General features: G+C 67.0%; 16 protein-coding genes and 1 pseudogene. 8 read left to right on the top strand and 9 right to left on the bottom strand.

Annotation, left to right across the window (positions count from 1 at the left end; all coding sequences use genetic code 11):
* Positions 1-46 precede the first annotated feature (46 nt).
* The 3 genes from LDH74_RS14425 to LDH74_RS14415 form a co-directional block, all read right to left on the bottom strand.
* Entirely contained in the window at positions 47-1417 is a 1371-nt protein-coding gene (locus tag LDH74_RS14425; protein WP_226039408.1) for a hypothetical protein, read from the bottom strand.
* 235 nt (positions 1418-1652) lie between these two features.
* Entirely contained in the window at positions 1653-1949 is a 297-nt protein-coding gene (locus LDH74_RS14420; RefSeq protein WP_226039407.1) for an Hsp20/alpha crystallin family protein, read from the bottom strand.
* 161 nt (positions 1950-2110) lie between these two features.
* A complete protein-coding gene (locus LDH74_RS14415; protein WP_226039406.1) occupies positions 2111-3736 on the bottom strand; it encodes a sulfatase in 1626 nt (541 codons plus the stop codon).
* Between the two features lie 310 nt (positions 3737-4046).
* Here LDH74_RS14415 and LDH74_RS14410 point away from each other — a divergent pair, with 310 nt between their 5' ends.
* A complete protein-coding gene (locus LDH74_RS14410; protein WP_226039405.1) occupies positions 4047-4841 on the top strand; it encodes a hypothetical protein in 795 nt (264 codons plus the stop codon).
* A gap of 160 nt (positions 4842-5001) precedes the next feature.
* On the opposite strand, the gene LDH74_RS14405 is transcribed toward LDH74_RS14410, so the two are convergent.
* The gene (locus tag LDH74_RS14405; RefSeq protein WP_226039404.1) at positions 5002-5937 is read right to left on the bottom strand and encodes a phosphatase PAP2 family protein; all 936 of its coding nucleotides are present in this window, start codon (positions 5935-5937) and stop codon (positions 5002-5004) included.
* Positions 5938-6167: 230 nt separating this feature from the next.
* On the opposite strand from LDH74_RS14405, the gene LDH74_RS14400 reads away from it, so the two are divergent.
* The 3 genes from LDH74_RS14400 (at position 6168) to trpB (ending at position 8564) form a co-directional block, all read left to right on the top strand.
* Positions 6168-6305: a hypothetical protein gene (locus LDH74_RS14400; protein WP_226039403.1), complete on the top strand. Its 138-nt coding sequence runs from the start codon at positions 6168-6170 to the stop codon at positions 6303-6305.
* 4 nt (positions 6306-6309) lie between these two features.
* Entirely contained in the window at positions 6310-7293 is a 984-nt protein-coding gene (locus tag LDH74_RS14395) for a putative sulfate exporter family transporter (protein ID WP_226039402.1), read from the top strand.
* 119 nt (positions 7294-7412) lie between these two features.
* Positions 7413-8564, top strand: a complete 1152-nt coding sequence (gene trpB / locus LDH74_RS14390) for a tryptophan synthase subunit beta (RefSeq protein WP_226039401.1) — start codon at positions 7413-7415, stop codon at positions 8562-8564.
* 54 nt (positions 8565-8618) lie between these two features.
* On the opposite strand, the pseudogene LDH74_RS14385 reads toward trpB, so the two are convergent.
* From LDH74_RS14385 to LDH74_RS14375, 3 genes and pseudogenes are all read right to left on the bottom strand, one after another.
* Positions 8619-9030, bottom strand: a pseudogene (locus LDH74_RS14385) (HIT family protein).
* A gap of 78 nt (positions 9031-9108) precedes the next feature.
* Positions 9109-10170, bottom strand: a complete 1062-nt coding sequence (locus LDH74_RS14380; RefSeq protein ID WP_226039400.1) for a glycosyltransferase — start codon at positions 10168-10170, stop codon at positions 9109-9111.
* Positions 10171-10330: 160 nt separating this feature from the next.
* The gene (locus tag LDH74_RS14375) at positions 10331-11068 is read right to left on the bottom strand and encodes a hypothetical protein (RefSeq protein WP_226039399.1); all 738 of its coding nucleotides are present in this window, start codon (positions 11066-11068) and stop codon (positions 10331-10333) included.
* Positions 11069-11302: 234 nt separating this feature from the next.
* On the opposite strand from LDH74_RS14375, the gene LDH74_RS14370 reads away from it, so the two are divergent.
* From LDH74_RS14370 to LDH74_RS14360, 3 genes are all read left to right on the top strand, one after another.
* Complete coding sequence (locus LDH74_RS14370) at positions 11303-13123, top strand: S9 family peptidase (RefSeq protein WP_226039398.1); 1821 nt, start codon at positions 11303-11305, stop codon at positions 13121-13123.
* Between the two features lie 75 nt (positions 13124-13198).
* Entirely contained in the window at positions 13199-14167 is a 969-nt protein-coding gene (locus tag LDH74_RS14365; RefSeq protein ID WP_226039397.1) for an ABC transporter ATP-binding protein, read from the top strand.
* A complete protein-coding gene (locus LDH74_RS14360) occupies positions 14164-15003 on the top strand; it encodes an ABC transporter permease subunit (protein ID WP_226039396.1) in 840 nt (279 codons plus the stop codon). Before LDH74_RS14365 ends, LDH74_RS14360 begins: the two co-directional genes overlap by 4 nt.
* Positions 15004-15042: 39 nt before the next feature.
* Here LDH74_RS14360 and LDH74_RS14355 read toward each other — a convergent pair whose 3' ends face one another.
* The gene (locus LDH74_RS14355) at positions 15043-16104 is read right to left on the bottom strand and encodes an NAD(P)-dependent glycerol-1-phosphate dehydrogenase (RefSeq protein WP_226039395.1); all 1062 of its coding nucleotides are present in this window, start codon (positions 16102-16104) and stop codon (positions 15043-15045) included.
* Positions 16105-16277: 173 nt separating this feature from the next.
* Here LDH74_RS14355 and LDH74_RS14350 point away from each other — a divergent pair, with 173 nt between their 5' ends.
* The gene (locus LDH74_RS14350; RefSeq protein ID WP_226039394.1) at positions 16278-17360 is read left to right on the top strand and encodes a M48 family metalloprotease; all 1083 of its coding nucleotides are present in this window, start codon (positions 16278-16280) and stop codon (positions 17358-17360) included.
* Here the strand turns inward: LDH74_RS14350 and LDH74_RS14345 are convergent, their stop codons facing one another.
* The gene (locus LDH74_RS14345) at positions 17361-18350 is read right to left on the bottom strand and encodes an NAD-dependent epimerase/dehydratase family protein (protein WP_226039393.1); all 990 of its coding nucleotides are present in this window, start codon (positions 18348-18350) and stop codon (positions 17361-17363) included.
* Positions 18351-18359: the final 9 nt, after the last annotated feature.

The raw sequence follows: 18359 nt of genomic DNA, 5'->3' as shown, positions 1-18359 counted from the left end.
GTTCCGTCGATCGCACTCCGATCGATCGTGCGCTACTCAATCGGTCTCACCGACGCTCGACGACAGTCCCGCCCTCGCCGACCGCGACCGCCCGTTCGCCGTCCGCATCGACCGAGACGGCCAGCAGCGACTCTGGTGCGCGTGTGTCGACCTGTTCCCACTCGGCCTCGGTCCGCTCGTGGATCACTCCGTCCGCGTCGCAGACGATCGTTTCCCGCTCGCGGCGAGCGATGCCACAGATGGCTTCCTCGCCGACCCGCTCGGGCGTCCACGTCGAGCCGCCGTAGCGGTGGACGACGCCGTCATCGGCGCTCACCAGGCAGTCGCCCCGACCCAGCGTCGCGAGGTTCTCGAGCGTCCCGCCGGCCCCGACGGGCCCGATGCGATCGAATGAATCGCCGCCGTCGGTCGTCTCGAAGACGGCATCGTTCGTATCGCAGCAGTAGCCGATCGACGCGTCGGCGAGGGCGATTCCGCTCAGGCTCGAGCCGCTGCCGGGCGTGACGGGCTCGTTCCACGAGAGGTCGCCGTCGCGATAGCGGCCGCGGAGAACGTCGCCGGAGCCGTTGATCAGCAGTACCGTCTCGTCGCCGCTCGGGCCGGCGACGGCGACTCCCGGCCAGTTATCCGTGATCCCCGCCGGAGCCGAATAGTCGGTGTGACGTCGGGTATCGGTCTCGAGCCGGCCGACCGCGCCGCTATCGCCCGCGATCCAGATGGCCGCTCCCCCCGCGGTCGCGTCGACGCCGCTGAGGTTCTCGCCCTCGGCGGCCGGGCCGTCCTCGAGGGCGATCGTCCACGCTCGTTCGGCGTCGGTACCGTCGGTCGGTCCCGCGGCGAGGACCTGCCCGTCGTCACCCACGGCGTAGACCGCGCCCGTCTCGGTGACGCAGACGTCCCGGAGCGTCGTCTCGGTCGGGACGTCGACGAGTTCCCAGCGCCGAGATCGCTCGGCCTGGGGCGCTCGGTCGGCTGCGGTCTCGCGGTCAGCCGCCGGGTCGGCGTCGCGACGCTGTTCCTTCGAAACAGTAGTAGCGCTGCCGGGTGCGCGGCCGGGTTCGGTGCCCCCCTTGCTCTCGGGCTCAGTGAAGGACGCTGCCTCGGTGTCGCCTTCGGTTTCGGCACGCTCGAGCGGTTCGGATCCCGAATCCGTCGCGCGATCCGCGGCTGCCGCGTCACGCTGGCGATCGGTTGCGGTGTCCCCGTCGGATCCCTCGATCGGCGTCCGCAGCACGTACAGCAGGATCGGCGGCACGACGTAGGAGGCGAGCGCGAGCACGGCGAACCCGCGGTGAACGATCGTCAGCGTCCCGAAGGCGGTCATGCCGGCCGCCGCGACCGCGTGAACCCACGACTTCGCGTAGCGGCGAAAGAAGGGGACGAAGCCGTCGCCGGCGCTCGAATCGTGGGTGGCCATGATCGAATCTCGCAGCGTAGGTCTCCCTATCCGACTGGCGAGCAAAAGCGTGCTGCAGGCAGGCGGCGACGGCGTCTCTCGGTCGAACTGCCCCGTTCGTCGACCTCGAGATCGTCCGCGAAACCGTTTCAGTGGCTACTATAGTCGTCGCTCATTACGTAACAGGCCGTTCGACGGGCCGCGGAATCAAACGGGGGCAAGCGAATACCGGCGGGGACGGCCGTTCGGGCTCCGACTACCGCCAGCGTTCGACGGTCTCGAGGGTCACGCTGAGAACGCCGTGATTGTAGACGGCCTCGCGATCGTCGCCGAAGACGTGGCCGGCGGGAAGGGGCGTGACGGTTCGCTCGGCGAGGGTGCCGTCTCGAGTGACCGCGATCCGGAGGCGACGCGCGCCGGCCTCGACCGTCACGTCCTCGCGGGCCGTCGGAGCGACGTCGACGGCGACGCGCAACTCGTCGGCCCGCCCGTCGTAGACGACCTGCGTCGGGTACGGGAACGACGTCGTTTCGGGAGGTGAAGCGGAGGACACGGGCCCACGTTCCGACGACGGTCGGAAACGGGTCCGGGTGTACAGTTGTGCGTTTGATAGTCACGGTCCCGTTGCTGAAACCCATCTTCCTATCAGCACGCTTCAAAGAGCTTCTCGACTTCGGAACTGTCCGAGTACGACACATACTGCCACGCACTCCGTCAGAGATAGCCGAGATCCGCGAGTCGCTCTTTCGTCCCCGCTCGCATCTCGACCTCTTCCGACGCGCCGTCCTCCGATGAGTCATCCGCCAACCCGTCGGTCTCCTCGAGCGGCTCGAAGCGCTCCTCGAGCCGCCGGCGAAGCGCTTGCACGCGCTGGGGCTCGTCGTCGCTGATATCGGTTCGCTCGAGCGGGTCGGTCCGGACGCGGTGGCAGCGCTCGAAGCCGTCGTCGCCGCGGACGTACTTGTACTCGGCCGTGCGGACCGCCCGCAGCCGCCGATCGAACGCCCGGACGCGATCCGGAATATCACCGAAGCGGGCCTCGAGGCGCTCGATCGAGGGCTGGGGGGCGACGTACTCGGCGAAGACGGCGTCGCGGGGCTCGGCGGCCGAATCGGGATGGAGCGATCGACTCGACCACTGCTCGCGGAGCTCGGGGTCGTCGATGCCGGCCGTCTCGAGCAGCGTGGCCGGGAGGTCGAGCAGTTGAACGAGCTCTTGTCGTCGACCGCCGCCGGCGCGGTGGTCGCCAGTGAAGGGGCCGCCGTGGAACACGAGCGGGACGTTGAGCAGGGTGTCGTAGAGGTTGTACTGGTGGCCGAAGAAGCCGTGTTCGCCGATGTGTTCGCCGTGGTCGCCACAGACGACGAAGAGGGTGTCCTCCCACTCGCCGCTCTCCTCGAGCGCGGTTCGAAGCTGCCCGACCTGCTGGTCGACGTAGGCGAGTTCCGCCCGATACAGACCGCGGAGGAGGGCGAATTCGTGGTCTGAGATGTCGTAGTCCTCGCAGTCGTAGGCGCGGGGATCTTGTCTGATCGCGGTCGCTTCCTCGTAGCTGGCACCGCGGGGGAGGAACTGTTCGGCGTACTCCCTTGGCGGATCGTACTGGACGTGGGGCTCGATGAAGTTACAGAACAGGAAGAACGGCCGGTCGTCGTCGCGACTCTCGAGCCAGTCGGCGATCCAGTCGGTCGCTCGGTCGGCGCCGTCGTCGCCGGCGGGCTGCAGGAGTTCGCTGTAGAGGATGTTTGCGGCGTTCACGACCGGGTTGCCGTCGAAGAGCCGGTTGCGGGTCGCGGTCAGTTTCTCCCGGAAGTCCTCGCCGCGGACGACCGCGCCCATGTCGGCGTCGGACTGGATGTACTGCCAGCCCTTGCGAAGGTCTTCGAATCCGCGGTCGAAGCCGAACTCCTCGGTGATCCAGGTGTTGTTCGAGACGCCGATCGTCTGAAACCCCGCGTCGGCGAAGGCCTCGGGGAGGGTTCGAAGCTCGTCGTCGAGATACGTGTGGCCGCCGTGCGTGCCGTGTTCTGAAGGGTACGTCCCGGTGAAAAACGACGCGTGAGAGGGGAGCGTCCAGGGTGCGGTCGCGAACGCGTTCTCGAACGCGGATCCCTCGTCGGCCAGCCGCGTTAGCGTCGGCGTCGGGTGTGCGCCGGCGGAATCGGCTTCGGTCGTGGCCGCCTCGCTGCCGGCTACGCCGTCCTCGGTATCGGCATCGGGGCGATCGGTCGGAAGCAGCTGCATTCCGACGCTTTTCGCCCGGGCCGTATCGAGAACGACGAGGACGACGTTCCGCACAGTGCTATGTGACTCGGCATCACGTCCGTTAGAGTCCGACATGGATGACTACTCAACGGCAAGCAGGGAAGGTCACCGGGCTGGAGTATGCAGGGGTATATTCGCAGATATCGGCCCGCTTTTCGGGTGAAACCGTCGATTTCGGCCGTGATCGATATCGCCGCTGCCCGCTGGGCAGAGTACCGCTCCCGACGCGGGTATTCATCTGCCGGTCGAATATTCATCCGATCGGACACCGTAGGTATCGTGAGCGGATCACTGGTGACCCGCGGCTCGCCGGCTGGCTAGCGGCCTGCCAGCGAGCCGATGTACCGATCGAGGCTCACCAGCATTGTCGCTCGGAGGCTTTCCGATGACTACAAATCACGAAAACGACGCGGCGACGGACGATTTGATGGACGCGTTTGATGACATCGACGACGTCGAGGATCTCGAGGAACTGGATTCCCCGGTCGGCGATGCCGCCTCGGCGGCGGCCGACGCGCTCGAGAGCGGGACGCTCCCGCTGATCGGCGGCGGACTCGCGCTAGTGGCTGCGATCCGATCGATGGCCGCGAAGCGACGGCGGGCGATTCCGCTCGCCATCGTCGGCACCGGGCTCGTCGGTTTCGGGCTCAGCAACCGCCGCTCGAGCGGCGGGTCCGGGAGCGAGACCGGCGTGCCGGATGTCGAAGCGGGGACCGACGGAAAGGAGACCTCGGACGAAGCCGGCGCCGCCGCCGAACGCGTCGATTCGGGACGGGAATCCGAGATCCAGTCCGACGGCGAAATCTCGGCGGAACCGGGGATCGACGATACGGAAGAGTCGAGTTCCGAGGTCGATTTCACCGACGCGCCCGACGAGGACGAGTCCCGGTCTCGACCCGACCTCGGGGCGGACGAGGAAGAGCCCCGACGCGAGACCGATACCGACGGGGTCGAGGTCGATGTCTCCGACTCGGCGATGGCCGACGAGACCAGCGAGGCGACGGGGCCGGATCCCACGCAGGCGCAGCCGACACAGACTGCGGACACCGAACCGGAGGAGAGCCCCGCGGACGACGCCTCCCACATGAAGGTCGATCCGCCGGATGCGGACGAGTCGGACTCGGAAACGGACGAGACTGACGGCGCGGACGCGGCGGAGTCGGACGACAGCGAGCGGTAACCGCCTCTCGCGGCCGCGACTGGTGCCAGCGGTGCTGGTCGCCGCTCGAGCGGTTGATCGCGGCTTTCTCGAGTGATTCGCTTCCCAGGGGTGGGCCAGGTCACTATCCGCAGAGCGCGTGCCAGTAGCTTCGAAGCGCGGGCCAGCGGTGACGGTCGGGCTACCGCGAACGCGAGGGCGACCGTTCTCGGAGACTGTCGACGCGTTCGAGACGGTACAGCACGGGTGCGGTGACGAACGCGGCGACGATCACTCCGAGAGCACCGCTGCCGGCGAGCACCAGCGCGGGCCAGTAGTAGCCCGAGAGGGCGACGAGTGACGCGATCACGGCGGCGACGACGACGGCCCTCGTAGTGAGTTCGCGGCTGCGTTGGATCGGGCCGTGTCCGGCGTCCAGCGCTCGAGCGAGGAGGGCGAGTTGCCAGCCGGCGAACGCGCCGAGCGATGCGCCGACGAGGAGCACGGCGTCGCTGTCCCCGCTACTGACGGCGAGCGCAACGGCGGCGATGCCGACCGCGATCCCGAAGCCGAGCGTGCCTTGATGGAGCGAATACCGTTTCAAGAGCCCCCACGCGAGGAGCAAAAACGTTAGTCCGACGGCGACGCCGGCGACGACGTCGACGAGGTAGTGGACGCCGAGGCCAACGCGCGAGAGACAGACCGCCGTCACGAGTCCAGCGGCACCGAGGTATCGCTGGCGGCGCGTCCCGGTAGAGCTGTATTCGGCCAGACTGACGTACACGATCGTCGACATCACGGCGTGGCCGCTCGGAAAGCCGTAGCCGGTCGCCGTCGCCGTCGCCTGATAGAGCGGATGTACCGTCTCCGGGAGCGCCCCGACCTCGACGAGTACGCGCTCCGGCCGCGGAAGCGCGAACACGTGTTTCAGCGCCGTAATGAGCGAGAGCCCGGCCAGTAACAGCCCGAAGACGGCGGCGATCTCCGCCCGATCGTCGGTCGCGAGCCAGTAGAGTGTCCCCACGAGCAGCCCGAGAAACCACACGTCGCCGAGCTGGGTCACTACTCCGAGCAGGACGACGGCCCACTCGGGAGCGACCTCGCGGAACGCGTCGAACCAGCCGATCCCTCGAGACATGTTCCATGCTACGGGCGACGAGATACATAAACGATTTCGATGAACGAGACGGCGCCCCCGTCACCGATCGCGGACGTCCGTCACTACTGATCGTGGGGCCCGGTCGCTTGTGGCCGTCTCCCATCTCTACGTACGGCCGTCATGACTCTGCCGTCCGGACCGGAAGCGTGCGCCCGAATCACCGACCGATCGGCAACTGTTAACTGTGGCGGCGCCCGGAGACCGGACACATGGCGATCGATGGATGGCGGTCGAACGTCGACACCGGGACGGTCCGCCGGTCGGCGCCGGAACGTGGCTGGAAGACCGTCGTCGGGGCAGCGATCGTCGCACTGGTCGCCGCACTCGAACTGCAGGCCCCCCGGTGACGAGATGGTCGTTCGTCGTCTCCTGCCGGGGTTCGTCGCCCTCTGTCTCGGCGCGTTGCTGGCGCGGGCGCTCGCGCAGTCGCTCGGATTCAACCGGCTGCTCCTCGCTATCGCGCTCGGGTTCGCCGCGACGAACGTCGTCGGCATCCCGACGCGACTCGAGCCCGGTCTCGCGACGCACAACCTGTGGCTGGGGGCCGGCATCGTCCTCATGGGCGCGTCGATATCTGTCGACACCGTCCTCGCGGTCGGCGGACCAGTCTTCCTCCTCGTGATCGTCGCGGCCGCGCTCTCGCTCCTCTTCGTCGAACTGCTCGCGCGAATCGTTTTCGGATTGACCGAGCGACTCGGCTCGCTGCTCGCGGCCGGTGCCAGCATCTGCGGCGTCTCCGCGGTCGTCGCGGTCGCCGGTGCTATCAGCGCGCGCGAGGATCAGATCGCCTACGCGGCGGCGACGGTCCTGCTGTTCGACGCGATCACGATCGTCGTCTACCCGATCGTCGGCGATCTGCTGGACCTGTCGGGGACGGTCTTCGGGATCTGGGCCGGCGTCAGCATGTTCTCGACGGGCCCCGTCGTCGCGGTCGGCTTCGCTCACTCCGAGGTGGCCGGACAGTGGGCGACGATGACGAAGCTCTCGAGAAACGCGCTGATCGGCGTCGTCGTGCTCGCGTACGCGGGGTACTACAGTCGATCCGGGGGCGGCAGTCGCCCGTCCTTCCGGACGCTCTGGGACGAGTTTCCGACGTTCGTTCTCGGATTCTTCGCAGTTGCCCTCGTCGCGAGCGCCGGTCTTTTCTCCGCGGCACAGCAGGCGTCGATCGAGCGCGCCTACGACTGGCTGTTCGCGCTCGCGTTCGTCGGCCTGGGGACCGAAATCCGACTCGGTAATCTCAGGGCGACCGGATTGGTGCCCGCTCTCGTCGTTCTGCTGGCGCTGCTCGCCAGTAGTGCGCTCTCGCTGACGGCGCTGCTGGTACTGTTCTGACGGCCGGCTCCGAATCCGACAGCGTCCCGTCGACGATCGTAGTGATATTTCCGCCGCCGGCTGCGGAGGCCGCGCGTCACCGCGGAACATACTTGGTGATGAGCCCGAAATCAATCAGCATGGAAAACGGAGAATTCGATGGATACGGGGGTCGACACGTGCCGGAACCGCTTCGAGAGCCGCTCGAGCAACTCGCCGCGGCGTACGACGACGTCGCGAACACCGACGAGTTCCGGTCCGAGTTGCGCGGTCTGCTCGAGGAGTTCGCCGGCCGGCCGACGCCGCTGTACTACGCGCGAAACCTGAGCGATCGCTACGACGCCGAGATCTACCTCAAGCGCGAGGACCTGCTCCACGGCGGTGCGCACAAGATCAACAACTGTCTCGGGCAGGCCCTGCTCGCCAAACGGGCCGGCCGGGAGCGGCTGATCGCCGAGACCGGTGCCGGCCAGCACGGCACCGCGACCGCGATGGTCGGCGCGCTGTTGGGCCTCGAGACGGAGATCTACATGGGGAAAAAGGACATCGAACGCCAGGAGATGAACGTCTTCCGGATGCGACTGATGGGTGCCGAGGTCAACGAAGTCACCCGGGGCGACGAGGGTCTCGCGGACGCCGTCGACGCCGCGCTCGAGGACTTCGCCGAAAACGTCGACGACACCCACTACCTGGTGGGCAGCGTCGTGGGTCCCGATCCGTTCCCGCGGATGGTCCGGGACTTCCAGAGCGTCATCGGCCGGGAGGCCCGCGAACAGATTCGGGAGCGAACCGGCGACCTCCCCGACGCGGCGGTCGCCTGCGTCGGCGGCGGCTCGAACGCGATCGGCCTCTTCCACGCCTTCCGAGAGGATCCCGTCGACTTCTACGGCGCCGAGGGCGGCGGGGAGGGATCGGACTCGAGCCGGCACGCGGCCCCGCTCGCGAAGGGAACGGACGACGTCCTGCACGGCATGAAGACGCGCGTCATCGACGACGACGTCGACGTTCACTCCGTGTCCGCGGGGCTTGACTACCCCGGCGTCGGCCCCGAACACGCCATGTTCCGGGCCGTCGGCCGCTGTGAATACACGGGGGTCACCGACGACGAAGCGCTCGCGGCCTTCCGCGAACTGAGCGAGACCGAGGGAATAATCCCCGCGCTCGAGTCCAGCCACGCGATCGCTCGCGCGATCGAACTCGCGGAGGAGGGCGACCACGAGACGATCCTCGTCAATCTCTCGGGCCGAGGCGACAAGGACATGGAGACGGCGGCGGCGCAGTTCGATCTCTGAGCGTCGACTCCGAGCGCGGCGAGCGTCAGTTCGGCACTCGAGTGACCGACTCCGTCACAGGTGTGCTCGAACGCGATCCCGCAGGTGTGTTGCCTCGTCGGGATCGAGCCGATCCCGCGGCAGCGACAGCGCCACGTCGTCGTCCGCGAAGCGAGGCACGAGGTGGACGTGGGCGTGGTCGACGGTTCCGACTAGCGGCCCGCTGGTGTGAAAGACGCTGAACCCGCTCGGCTCGAGTGCCGCCTCCAGCGCGGTCGAAACGATTCGGACTGTATTGAAGACGGCCGTCGAGACCGATTCGTCGATCGTCAGTACGTCCTCCTCGTGGGCGCGCGGAATAACGATGACTGTGTCCGCGAGCGGCCGGATTCCGGTCGAGAAACGCGATCGTTCGCTCGTCTTCGTAGAGCACGCGCGCCGATCGATCACCGCTGTGGATCTGACAGAACTCGCAGTCGTCGTGCATGGTCGAACGTTCTCCCGAATCGACATATAGGTGTCTCCGTCCGACGGTCGCCCGTCAGCGTTCGACACGAATGGACTCCTACAGGAGACCGTGTTCGTCCTGTAGCGTTCGATACAGCTCGAGATACCGATCGGCCACCGCCGACCGATCGTACTCCGCGAACGCCTCGTCGTACGCGCGGTGCTCGAGGTTGCCCGCCGCGAGGATCGCTTCGGCCAGCTCGTCCTCGCTGGTGGTCCGGAACCCCCTGTCCCACCCTTCGACGAGTTCGTGGGCGCTCGAGTTCGCGTGGTACTCGACGATGCCGACACAGCCCGCGGCGAGCGCCCACAGCATCTCCGTCGGGAAAACGCAGTGATCTGCGGTCTGGGCGAAGACGTGCGCCCCGCGGTAGGCCGCGATCCGCTCCTCGAGATCGAGCTCACCGACGAACGTCACGCGCTCTTCGATCCGGAGATCTCGCGCGAGGCGCTCGTAGGTCTCCCGTTCGGGGCCGTCGCCGATGACGTTGGCCTGCCAGTCGCGGCCGCGGAGTTCGGCCAGTCCCAACAGCAGGCTCTCGAGGTTGGCCCCCTCGTCGAGTCTGCGGGCGTAGATCACGTCGACGTCCTCGCCCGGCTCAACGCGCTGAATTCGGTCGCAATCGATCGGGTTCGGGACGGTTTCGACGATATCACCGTCGGCTCCGATCTCTCGGACCCACGTCCCGACGAGTTCGGAGGGCGTGACGATCCGACCCGGTCGGCCCGTCGCCAGACGGGTCCATCGCGTGTCGCTCACGCCGTCGTCGCCGTACCACTCGAGGACGAGCGGCGCGCGAGCGAGCGTCGATCCCCAACTGGCCGCGAGCACTTGACTCGACGGCTGTGCGCTGGCGTGGATCACGTCCGGACTCGCGGCCGCGAGGACGAACGGCAGCCGCAGGAGGAACGAGCTCCGGGCCTCGGTGCCGCTCGAGACCGCGTGATAGGTGACGCCGTTGCGCTCGAATGCGGACTCCTCGCCGGCCCAGAACCCGGCGCAGTAACAGTGGACGTCGTGGCCGCGTGCCGCGAACAGCTCGCAGACGGTTCGAAAGCGCTGGTTCGTCTCGGTATCGCGGTGATAGACCGTTTCGAACGAGACGAACGCGATTCGCATATTCGGCCGCCACGTAGCCCCGGGCTATAAAGTCACTTTTTTCGTCCGATTCGTCGGCTCGAGGGTCGCAGTTTCGTCCGAAATCGCCGCCTGAAACCGAGGACAGGTGACGATCGGTGGCCGTTTTCGGCCGCGCTAGACGGATTCGGGACCGAATCGATCACTCGTCGCTCTCATCGCTCTCGTCGCCGGGAAGAAGGTCCTCGAAGAACGACCCGACCCCCTCGAAGAAGCCGCCGTCGGTGTCGTCCGAATCGTCGTCGTCCGTACTGTCGCCGTCCGTACCGTCGCCGTCGCTCGTGCCGTCGTCGGTCTCGTCACCGTCGGCGGCCGATTCGCTGTCACTGCCACCATCGTCGCCGTCTTCGGTCGCCGTATCGTCGTCGCTCTCGTCCTCACTCGTTCCCGATTCCGGATCGTCGACGGTCTCTTCGTCCGTGTCGTCACCGTCCTCGACCTCCCGCGCTTCGTCTTCGGTTTCGTCACCCACGGACTCGTCGCCCTCGGTCTCGTCTCCGTCTTCAGTCTCGTCGCTCTCGGTCTCGTTGCCATCGTCCGTTTCGTCATCGTCGGCCTCGTCGCTTTCGTTGATCTCGTCCCCACCGTCGGTCCCGTCGTCACTACCCTCAGTTCCGCCTTCCTCGGGCGAATCGTCCGCCGATTCGCTATCCCCGGAATCTCCGCTCTCGTCCTCGGAGTCGTCAGCTCCCGTCTCGTCGCTCTCGGTATCCTGTCCCCCCAGCGGTTCCGTTTCGCCGTCGGCTTCGGGCGTTTCATCCAACTCGCCCACGAACAGCTCCGGGCCGACGGCCGCGACGGTCAGCCCGAACGCTGCGAGGATGATCACGGTCGTCACGAGGACGGTCCCGATCGACGACGAGTCGGTCTCACCTGCCATCGACCGTGTTCGGCACGGGAAACGGTATTGTTAAGCGCAGCCATCAGCGGAGCGAGCCGTCGTCACGGCAGCCCACCGGGTGCTCGTCGCTCGAGTGCTCGACTCATCGCGGCCGGTGACGAGTGGGGATAACCGCCCCTTACCGGGGTGTGTTCGCCGCATCGAGTCCGTCCCGAACGAATCGAGTCCGCCCTGACCGAAACGACTACCCGCTCGAGTCCGTACGGCCCTGCCATGGGAAGCTACGATATCGAGCGCTATCTCAACGTCCGCAGCGCCTACGGCGCGTCGTTCGGTCCCGACGGCGACCGCCTCTCTTTCCTGATGAACACGACCGGCACGCCACAGATCTGGACGCTCGAGAACGCCCGATCCTGGCCGGAACAGCGAACGTTCTACGACGAGCGGGTGACCTTCGCCTCGTGGTCGCCCGAGCGGCCGGAGCTGATCTTCGGGATGGACGAGGGCGGCAACGAGCGAGCCCAGCTGTTTCGGCTCGACGCCGAGACGGGCGAGATCGAGAATCTGACGGCGATGCCCGACGCCAAACACCGATGGGGGGGCTGGAGCCACGACGGTGAGCGATTCGCGTTCACCTCGAACCGCCGCGACGAGTCCGTCTTCGACGTCTACGTGCAAGAGCGCGACGAGCGGGGAGACGATGCGACCCTCGTCTGCGAGGGCGACGGCTGGCTCTCGCTGGCCGGCTGGAGCCCCGACGACTCCCGCCTGCTCGTCTCGCAGGCCTACTCCAACTTCGATCAGGACCTGTACGTGCTCGATCTCGAAGCCGACGAGCGAGAACTCGAGCACCTCACGCCCCACGAGGGCGACGTTCGCTACCAGAGCGCCAGCTGGGGGCCCGACGGCGAGGGGATCTACCTCGTTACCGACGAGGGCGAGGCCGACACGCTCTATCTGGCCTACCTCGACGGAGAGCGAAAGGAGCTTGAAACCGTCATCGACGGGGACGGATGGAACGTCGGCGGTATCGCGCTCGACGACGAGACCGGCCGGTTCGTCTGCTCGCAGAACGTCGAGGGCTACACCGAACTGACCGTCGGCGAGTTCGACGCCGACGAGCCGACCGCGTTCGAGAGGTTCCCCCAACCCGACCTGCCGGGCGGCATCTCCGGTGGCGTGAGCTTCGACCCCGACGCGGAACGGTTCGCGCTGTCGACCACCGGCGACGCGGTCAACACGAACGTCTTCGTGGTCGATCTCGAGAGCGGTGAGACTGAGCAGTGGACCAGCGCGCCGACCGCCGGCATTCCCCCGGAATCGTTCGACGACTCCGATCTGGTCGACGTGGAGAGCTTTGATGGACTCGAGGTACCGGGTTTCCTCACGTTACCGGACACCAACGAGAACGGCGAAACGCCCGTCATCGTCGACATCCACGGCGGCCCCGAGAGTCAGCGTCGTCCCTCCTTCTCGAGCGTCAAGCAGTACTTCCTCGACCGGGGCTACGCCTACTTCGAGCCGAACGTCCGCGGCTCGTCGGGTTATGGTGCCGAGTACGCCGCCCTCGACGACGTCGAAAAGCGGATGGACTCGGTCGCCGACATTCGAGCCTGCGTCGAGTGGCTTCAGGATCATCCCGCGATCGACCCCGATCGGATCGCCGCCAAGGGCGGCTCCTACGGCGGCTTTATGGTGCTGGCCGCGCTGACCGAGTACCCCGACCTCTGGGCCGCCGGCGTCGACGTGGTCGGCATCGCGAATTTCGTCACGTTCCTCGAGAACACCGGCGACTGGCGGCGCGAACTCCGCGAGGCCGAGTACGGCTCGCTCGCGGAGGATCGCGAGTTCCTCGAGGAAATCTCCCCGATCAACAATGTCGAGCGGATCGAGGCCCCGCTGTTCGTTCTCCACGGCGAGAACGATCCTCGCGTCCCGGTCGGCGAGGCCGAACAGATCGCCGAGAAAGCGGCCGAACAGGGCGTCCCGGTCCGAAAGCTCATCTTCGAAGACGAGGGGCACGGTTTTTCGAAGCTCGAGAACCGCATCGAGGCCTACTCCGAGATCGCGGACTTCCTCGACGAACACGTCTGATCGATCCCTCGCCGTCGAACCCGTTCGCGAACTTATTACAAAACATATACATGACAGTGTCGTAGACTATCGGGTATGGCCGCCATCGAAACGACCTCGCTCACCAAGCGGTACGGTGAATCGGTCCTCGCCGTCGACGACCTCAACCTGTCCGTCGAGGAGGGAGAGATCTTCGGCTTCCTCGGTCCGAACGGTGCCGGGAAGTCGACGACGATCAACATGTTACTGGACTTCGTCCGGCCCACCGACGGGAGCGCGACGGTGCTGGGGTACGACGCACAGGACGAAACCGGGGAGATCCGCGAGCGGATCGGCGTCCTCCCGGAGGGCGCGACCCTCTACGAGCGCCTGACCGCCCGCGAGCACGTCGAGTGGGTCGCCGATACCAAGGGCGTCGACACCGACATCGACGCGCTGTTAGAGCGCGTCGGGATCCTCGAGGACGCCGACCGGGCGGCCGGCGGCTTCTCGAAGGGGATGCGCCAGCGGCTCGGTCTCGGGATGGCGCTGGTCGGCGATCCCGACCTGCTGCTCCTCGACGAGCCCTCCTCCGGACTCGACCCGACGGGGATCCAAGACATGCGGGAACTGCTGCGAACGGAGGCCGACTCGGGGACGACCGTCTTCTTCTCGAGTCACATCCTCTCTGAGGTCGAGGCGGTCTGTGATCGCGTCGGCATCATGAACGAGGGCCGACTCGTCGCCCTCGACAGCATCGAGAACCTCCGGGACGAGTCGACCGGCGCGGCGACGATCGACGTCGAACTCGCCTCGACGGCCGATCCGGCCGCCCTCGACGTCGGCTCGATCGAGGGGGTACAGCGGGTTACCGCGGACGACGATACCGTCACTGCGGTCTGTGACGACCCCGCCGTCAAGGTCGACGTCGTCCGCCACATCGACGAGCGGGCGACCGTGACCGATATCCTCTCGACGGACACCTCGCTCGAAGAACTGTTCAACCAGTACACCGGGGCCGAGAGCGCGGGCGAGGGATCGGTCGCGCCGGCCGAGGAGCGACGGGAACGGGAGGTGTCCGCATGAGCGCGCTCTCCGTCGCCAAGCGGGACTTCTTGGACGTCCGACGAGCCAAACTCGTCTGGATCCCCGCCCTGCTGTACGCCCTGTTCATGCTCGTCTTCTACTGGGGCCAGAGCAGCCGCCCGGAGCCGGACTTCTACATGGTCCTGTGGAGCCTGGCCGGGATCGGCGGGGCGCTGGTCATCCCGCTGGTCGCGATCGTCGCGGCGTACCTCTCGATCGCCGGCGAGCGCGAGTCGGGCAGCATCCGCTATCAGCTGAGCCTCCCGGTCTCGCGGTCGGACGTGGTCGTCGGCAAACTACTGGCCCGCACCGGCGTCGTCGCGGCGTCGCTGCTGATCGCGTTCGCCGTCGGGATCGTCGCCGCACAGGTCCTCGTTCCGGATATGACCCTCGAGTACGACGGCTACGCCGCCTTCGTCGCGCTGACGCTGCTGTACGCGCTGGCGTACGTCGCCGTCGCCGTCGCAATCTCGGCGGCCACCGCGAGTCGCTCGCGGGCGATGAGCGGTGCGATCGGCTTCTTCTTCGTGTTCAACCTCGCGTGGAACTTCCTGCCGGTCAGCCCCGTCCGGATGGCCGAGTTCGTCTTCGAGGAACTCGGCGTCGATTACAGCGACGCCCTGCTAGACCTCATCTTCAGCCTCAGCCCGACCGGGGCCTACCTCAACGGGATGAAACTCGTCTTTCCGGACGATTTCACCGCCCTGCAGGCCACCACGGCCAGTAGCGATCCGTTCTACATTCAGGGCTGGTTCATGCTCGTGATCCTCGCCGGCTGGATCGTCGTTCCGCTGTTACTGGGCGCGTGGCAGTTCCGGCGAACGGATCTCGGCTAACGAACGGTTCGCGCCGACGACCGCGACCGCCGTCGCTGATCAGTCGATGATTCCCGTTTTTCGCGCTACATCTCGAGCGGCTCGCTCGTTCATCCCGTTGCCGAGAATGGTGTACCGGTCACGGATCTCGTGGCAGGTCGTCAACGCCTCGATAACGGTCTCGTCGTCGATTCCCAGTTCGGCCGCGGTCGTCGGCGCGTCGATGCTCGAGAGCGCGTCGCGAATGTCGCGCCAGATACCGTCCTCTCCCTGGTGAAGGTAGGCGGTCATGATCGAGCCGACGCCGACCTGATGGCCGTGGAGGGCCGCGTCGGGGGCCAGCCGGTCGAGCTGGTGCGAAAAGAGGTGTTCCGCGCCGCTGGCCGGCCGCGAGGAGCCGGCGATGCTCATCGCGACGCCCGAGGACATGAGCGCCTTGGTGACGACCCAGGCCGATTCCTCGAGCCCCGGCCGGATGAGATCGGCGTTGTCGACGAGGATTTCGGCGGTCATCTCCGAAAGTGCGGCGGCGTACTCGGAGTACTCGACGTCTTTGAGCCGCTGAGCGAGCCGCCAGTCCATCACGGCGGTGTAGTTGGAAATGATGTCGGCGCAGCCGGCGGTCGTCAGCTCCCACGGCGCCTCGGCGAGAATTCCGGTGTCGGCGACGACCGCGAGCGGCGGCTCCGCGGCGACGCTGTGGCGGGAATCTCCGTCCGGGACGGAGCCGCGATTGCTGACGATCCCGTCGTGGCTGGCCGCCGTCGGTACGGAGAGGAAGCCCATCTCGAGGTGATGACTGGCCAGTTTCGCGATATCGATGGCCTTTCCGCCGCCGATGCCGACCAGATAGGAGACGTCCTCGGTCTCGGCGACCTCGATCACCCGTTCGACGGCCTCGAAGGTCGCTCTCTCGATTGTGACGATCGCGGGCTCGATTCCGGCGGCCTCGAAGTCGGCCGCGATGGGGTCCGCGGCGACCTTTCGAGGCGTTGGACTCGTGACGAACAGCGGCCGTCCCTGCAAGTGGAGGTCGTCGATCACGTCGAGGACCTCGTCGCGAACGCCGTGGCCGACGACGACGTTTCGCGGCAGGCGGATCCACGTCGACTTCTCGAACATACCGTTCCTGACACACCCCCGGGTCATGTGTTTTTCCTCGTCGGCGCGTCGTTCGGGGCGACCACTGTCGGGGTCGAACCGGCGAGCCGATTGCGGCAGTCGGCCGTCAACCTTGAGCCGATCCGTCGGATCGATCGGCGATGTTATATAATTTCCAACTACAACGAGCGTATATGATTGCAGCGGCCGCGCTCTGGCTCGGACTGCTCGGCGCGGGTTACGCCGGCGCCAGGCTGTACGGACGGTACACGCTTCGACGCCGCCCGGACGGCCGGCGATCGCTCGGCACGTATCGCCTTCTCGCCGTCGTCGGCTTCGGGACTGGGATCGTCCTCGCGTTATCCGGCCTCCCCGAGGCGACTGAAAACACCCTCTCGAGTGTCCATCCAGCGCTGGCGGGCGGGACCGGAGCGACGCTCGCCTGGCTTCCCGTGCTCGGCGGTGCGATCGTCGCGACGCTCGTCGCGTATCTCGGCGTCTTTCCGTACGCTCGCGAACGCCGCGACCTCGAGATCAGCGCCGCGACGGCGGTCGGTCGGCTCGCGAAATATCTCGTGGCGATCACGATGCTCTGCCTGGGGGCACTCGTTCCCCTCGTTGCGCTCGTCAGCGCGTCGGATCCCGATCCGGTGTTGATTCCGCTCTCGTTCGTCGTCCTCATCGCCGTGGTCTACGCCTGGTTGCAGTACGGCATTCGCCTCTCACAGACAGTCACCGAGACGACGGCCGAACAGCGCCAGCGACTCGAGAACGCTGCCGACCGAGCCGGCCTGACCGCGACGGTCGCCGGCGTGATCCCGGCTCGCGAAACCGAGGTTGCCAGGCTCTACCTCGACGGACCGTTCTGGAATCGGCGGGTGTACGCCACGGACTACGCTCTCGACGCCCTCGACGACGAGGCGTTGACTGCGCTCTGTGCGCGTGCGGACGCCGGCGACGAGTTGCGGCTCCTCGAGCGGCGGTCGCTAGTGCTGGCGCTTCTCTTCGGACTGGTCGTGACGCTGACCGTCTGGACATCGCTTCTCCTCATGGTGGGTAGCGTTGCGATCACCGCGCCGCTTCTTCTCCGGTATTACCGGCGGTTCGAGTTCACCGCCGATCGCCGCGCCGCTCGAGCCGTCGGAGCCGCGCCCCTCGCGTCCGCTATCGAGACCGGCTCCGACCTGTCCGACGACCGGGGTCGGCTCAGCGAGTGGCTCTCGTCGACACCATCGCGAGCGCGACGGCTCGAGCGACTTGAACAACTCGACTCCTGATCAGAGCGTCTCGAGGATCCCCAGCACGCGCTCCTCGGCCTCCCGTTTCGGCCCGTTCTCGCTCCCGTCCCGATCGCTCTCGAGGTGGTCCGCAACCGAGCGATCCATCGCCGTCTCGAGCGGCGTCGACTCCCAGCCCAGCGTGGCGAGTTTCGCCGTCGAGAGGACGTGCGGATACGTCCGGTAGAGTGGGTACTCGTCGAGTTCGATGTCGCCGGCCGCGAGTTCGCGGGGGCCGGCGTGGACGAGTTCCACGTCGGTCTCGAGGCATTCGGCGATCAGATCGATCATCTCCTCGAGCGTGACGAGCCGTCGGTCGCCGACGTTGTAGGCCTCGCCGGCCGCGCCGCGTTCGGCGACGATCCGGAGCGCGCTCGCGACGTCTTCGACGTAGACGCGGTGGCGGAGGTTCGTCCCGTCGCCGGGCACGACGACGCGATCGAAGCGGTTCACGCGGTCGATCCACCAGTCGAGGCGCTCGGTGTGGTCGTGGGGTCCGTAGACGATCGGCGGCCGGACGGCCATGGCGCGGACGCCGTCCTCAGCCGCCGTGAAGACGGCGCGGTCGCCCTCGGCCTTCCGATTTCCGTAAGTCTCGAACGAATCGTCGGTCGCCTGTTCGGGCGTACACTCGTACAGCGGCGTCTCGCCCTCCCGCTTGGGGATCTCCTCGCGGCCGTAGGCTGCCCCGCTCGAGACGTAGACGTACGCGTCGCAGTCTGCGAAAATGGTCGTCGCGGCGTGGACGTCCTTCGGATGATAGGCGATGCAGTCGAAGACCGCGTCGGGGTCGACCGTCGTCGCGGCCGCCTCGAGGGCCGTGTCGTTCGTTCGGTCGCCCTCGACGTGGGCGACGCGGTCGTCGTCCGCGAACGGGTTCGCGCTGTTTCCGCGGGTGAACAGTGTGACGTCGTAGTCGTGCTCGAGCAGATCGTCGACGAGGTGGCGGCCGATGAATCGCGTGCCGCCGATAACGAGTGCGCTGTCCATGTGTGGCCG

Source organism: Natrinema sp. DC36 (assembly GCF_020405225.1).
In the GTDB taxonomy this organism is placed as follows: domain Archaea; phylum Halobacteriota; class Halobacteria; order Halobacteriales; family Natrialbaceae; genus Natrinema.
The sequence above is the reverse complement of the archived record's forward strand: the minus strand, read 5'-3'. Positions and strand labels throughout refer to the sequence as shown.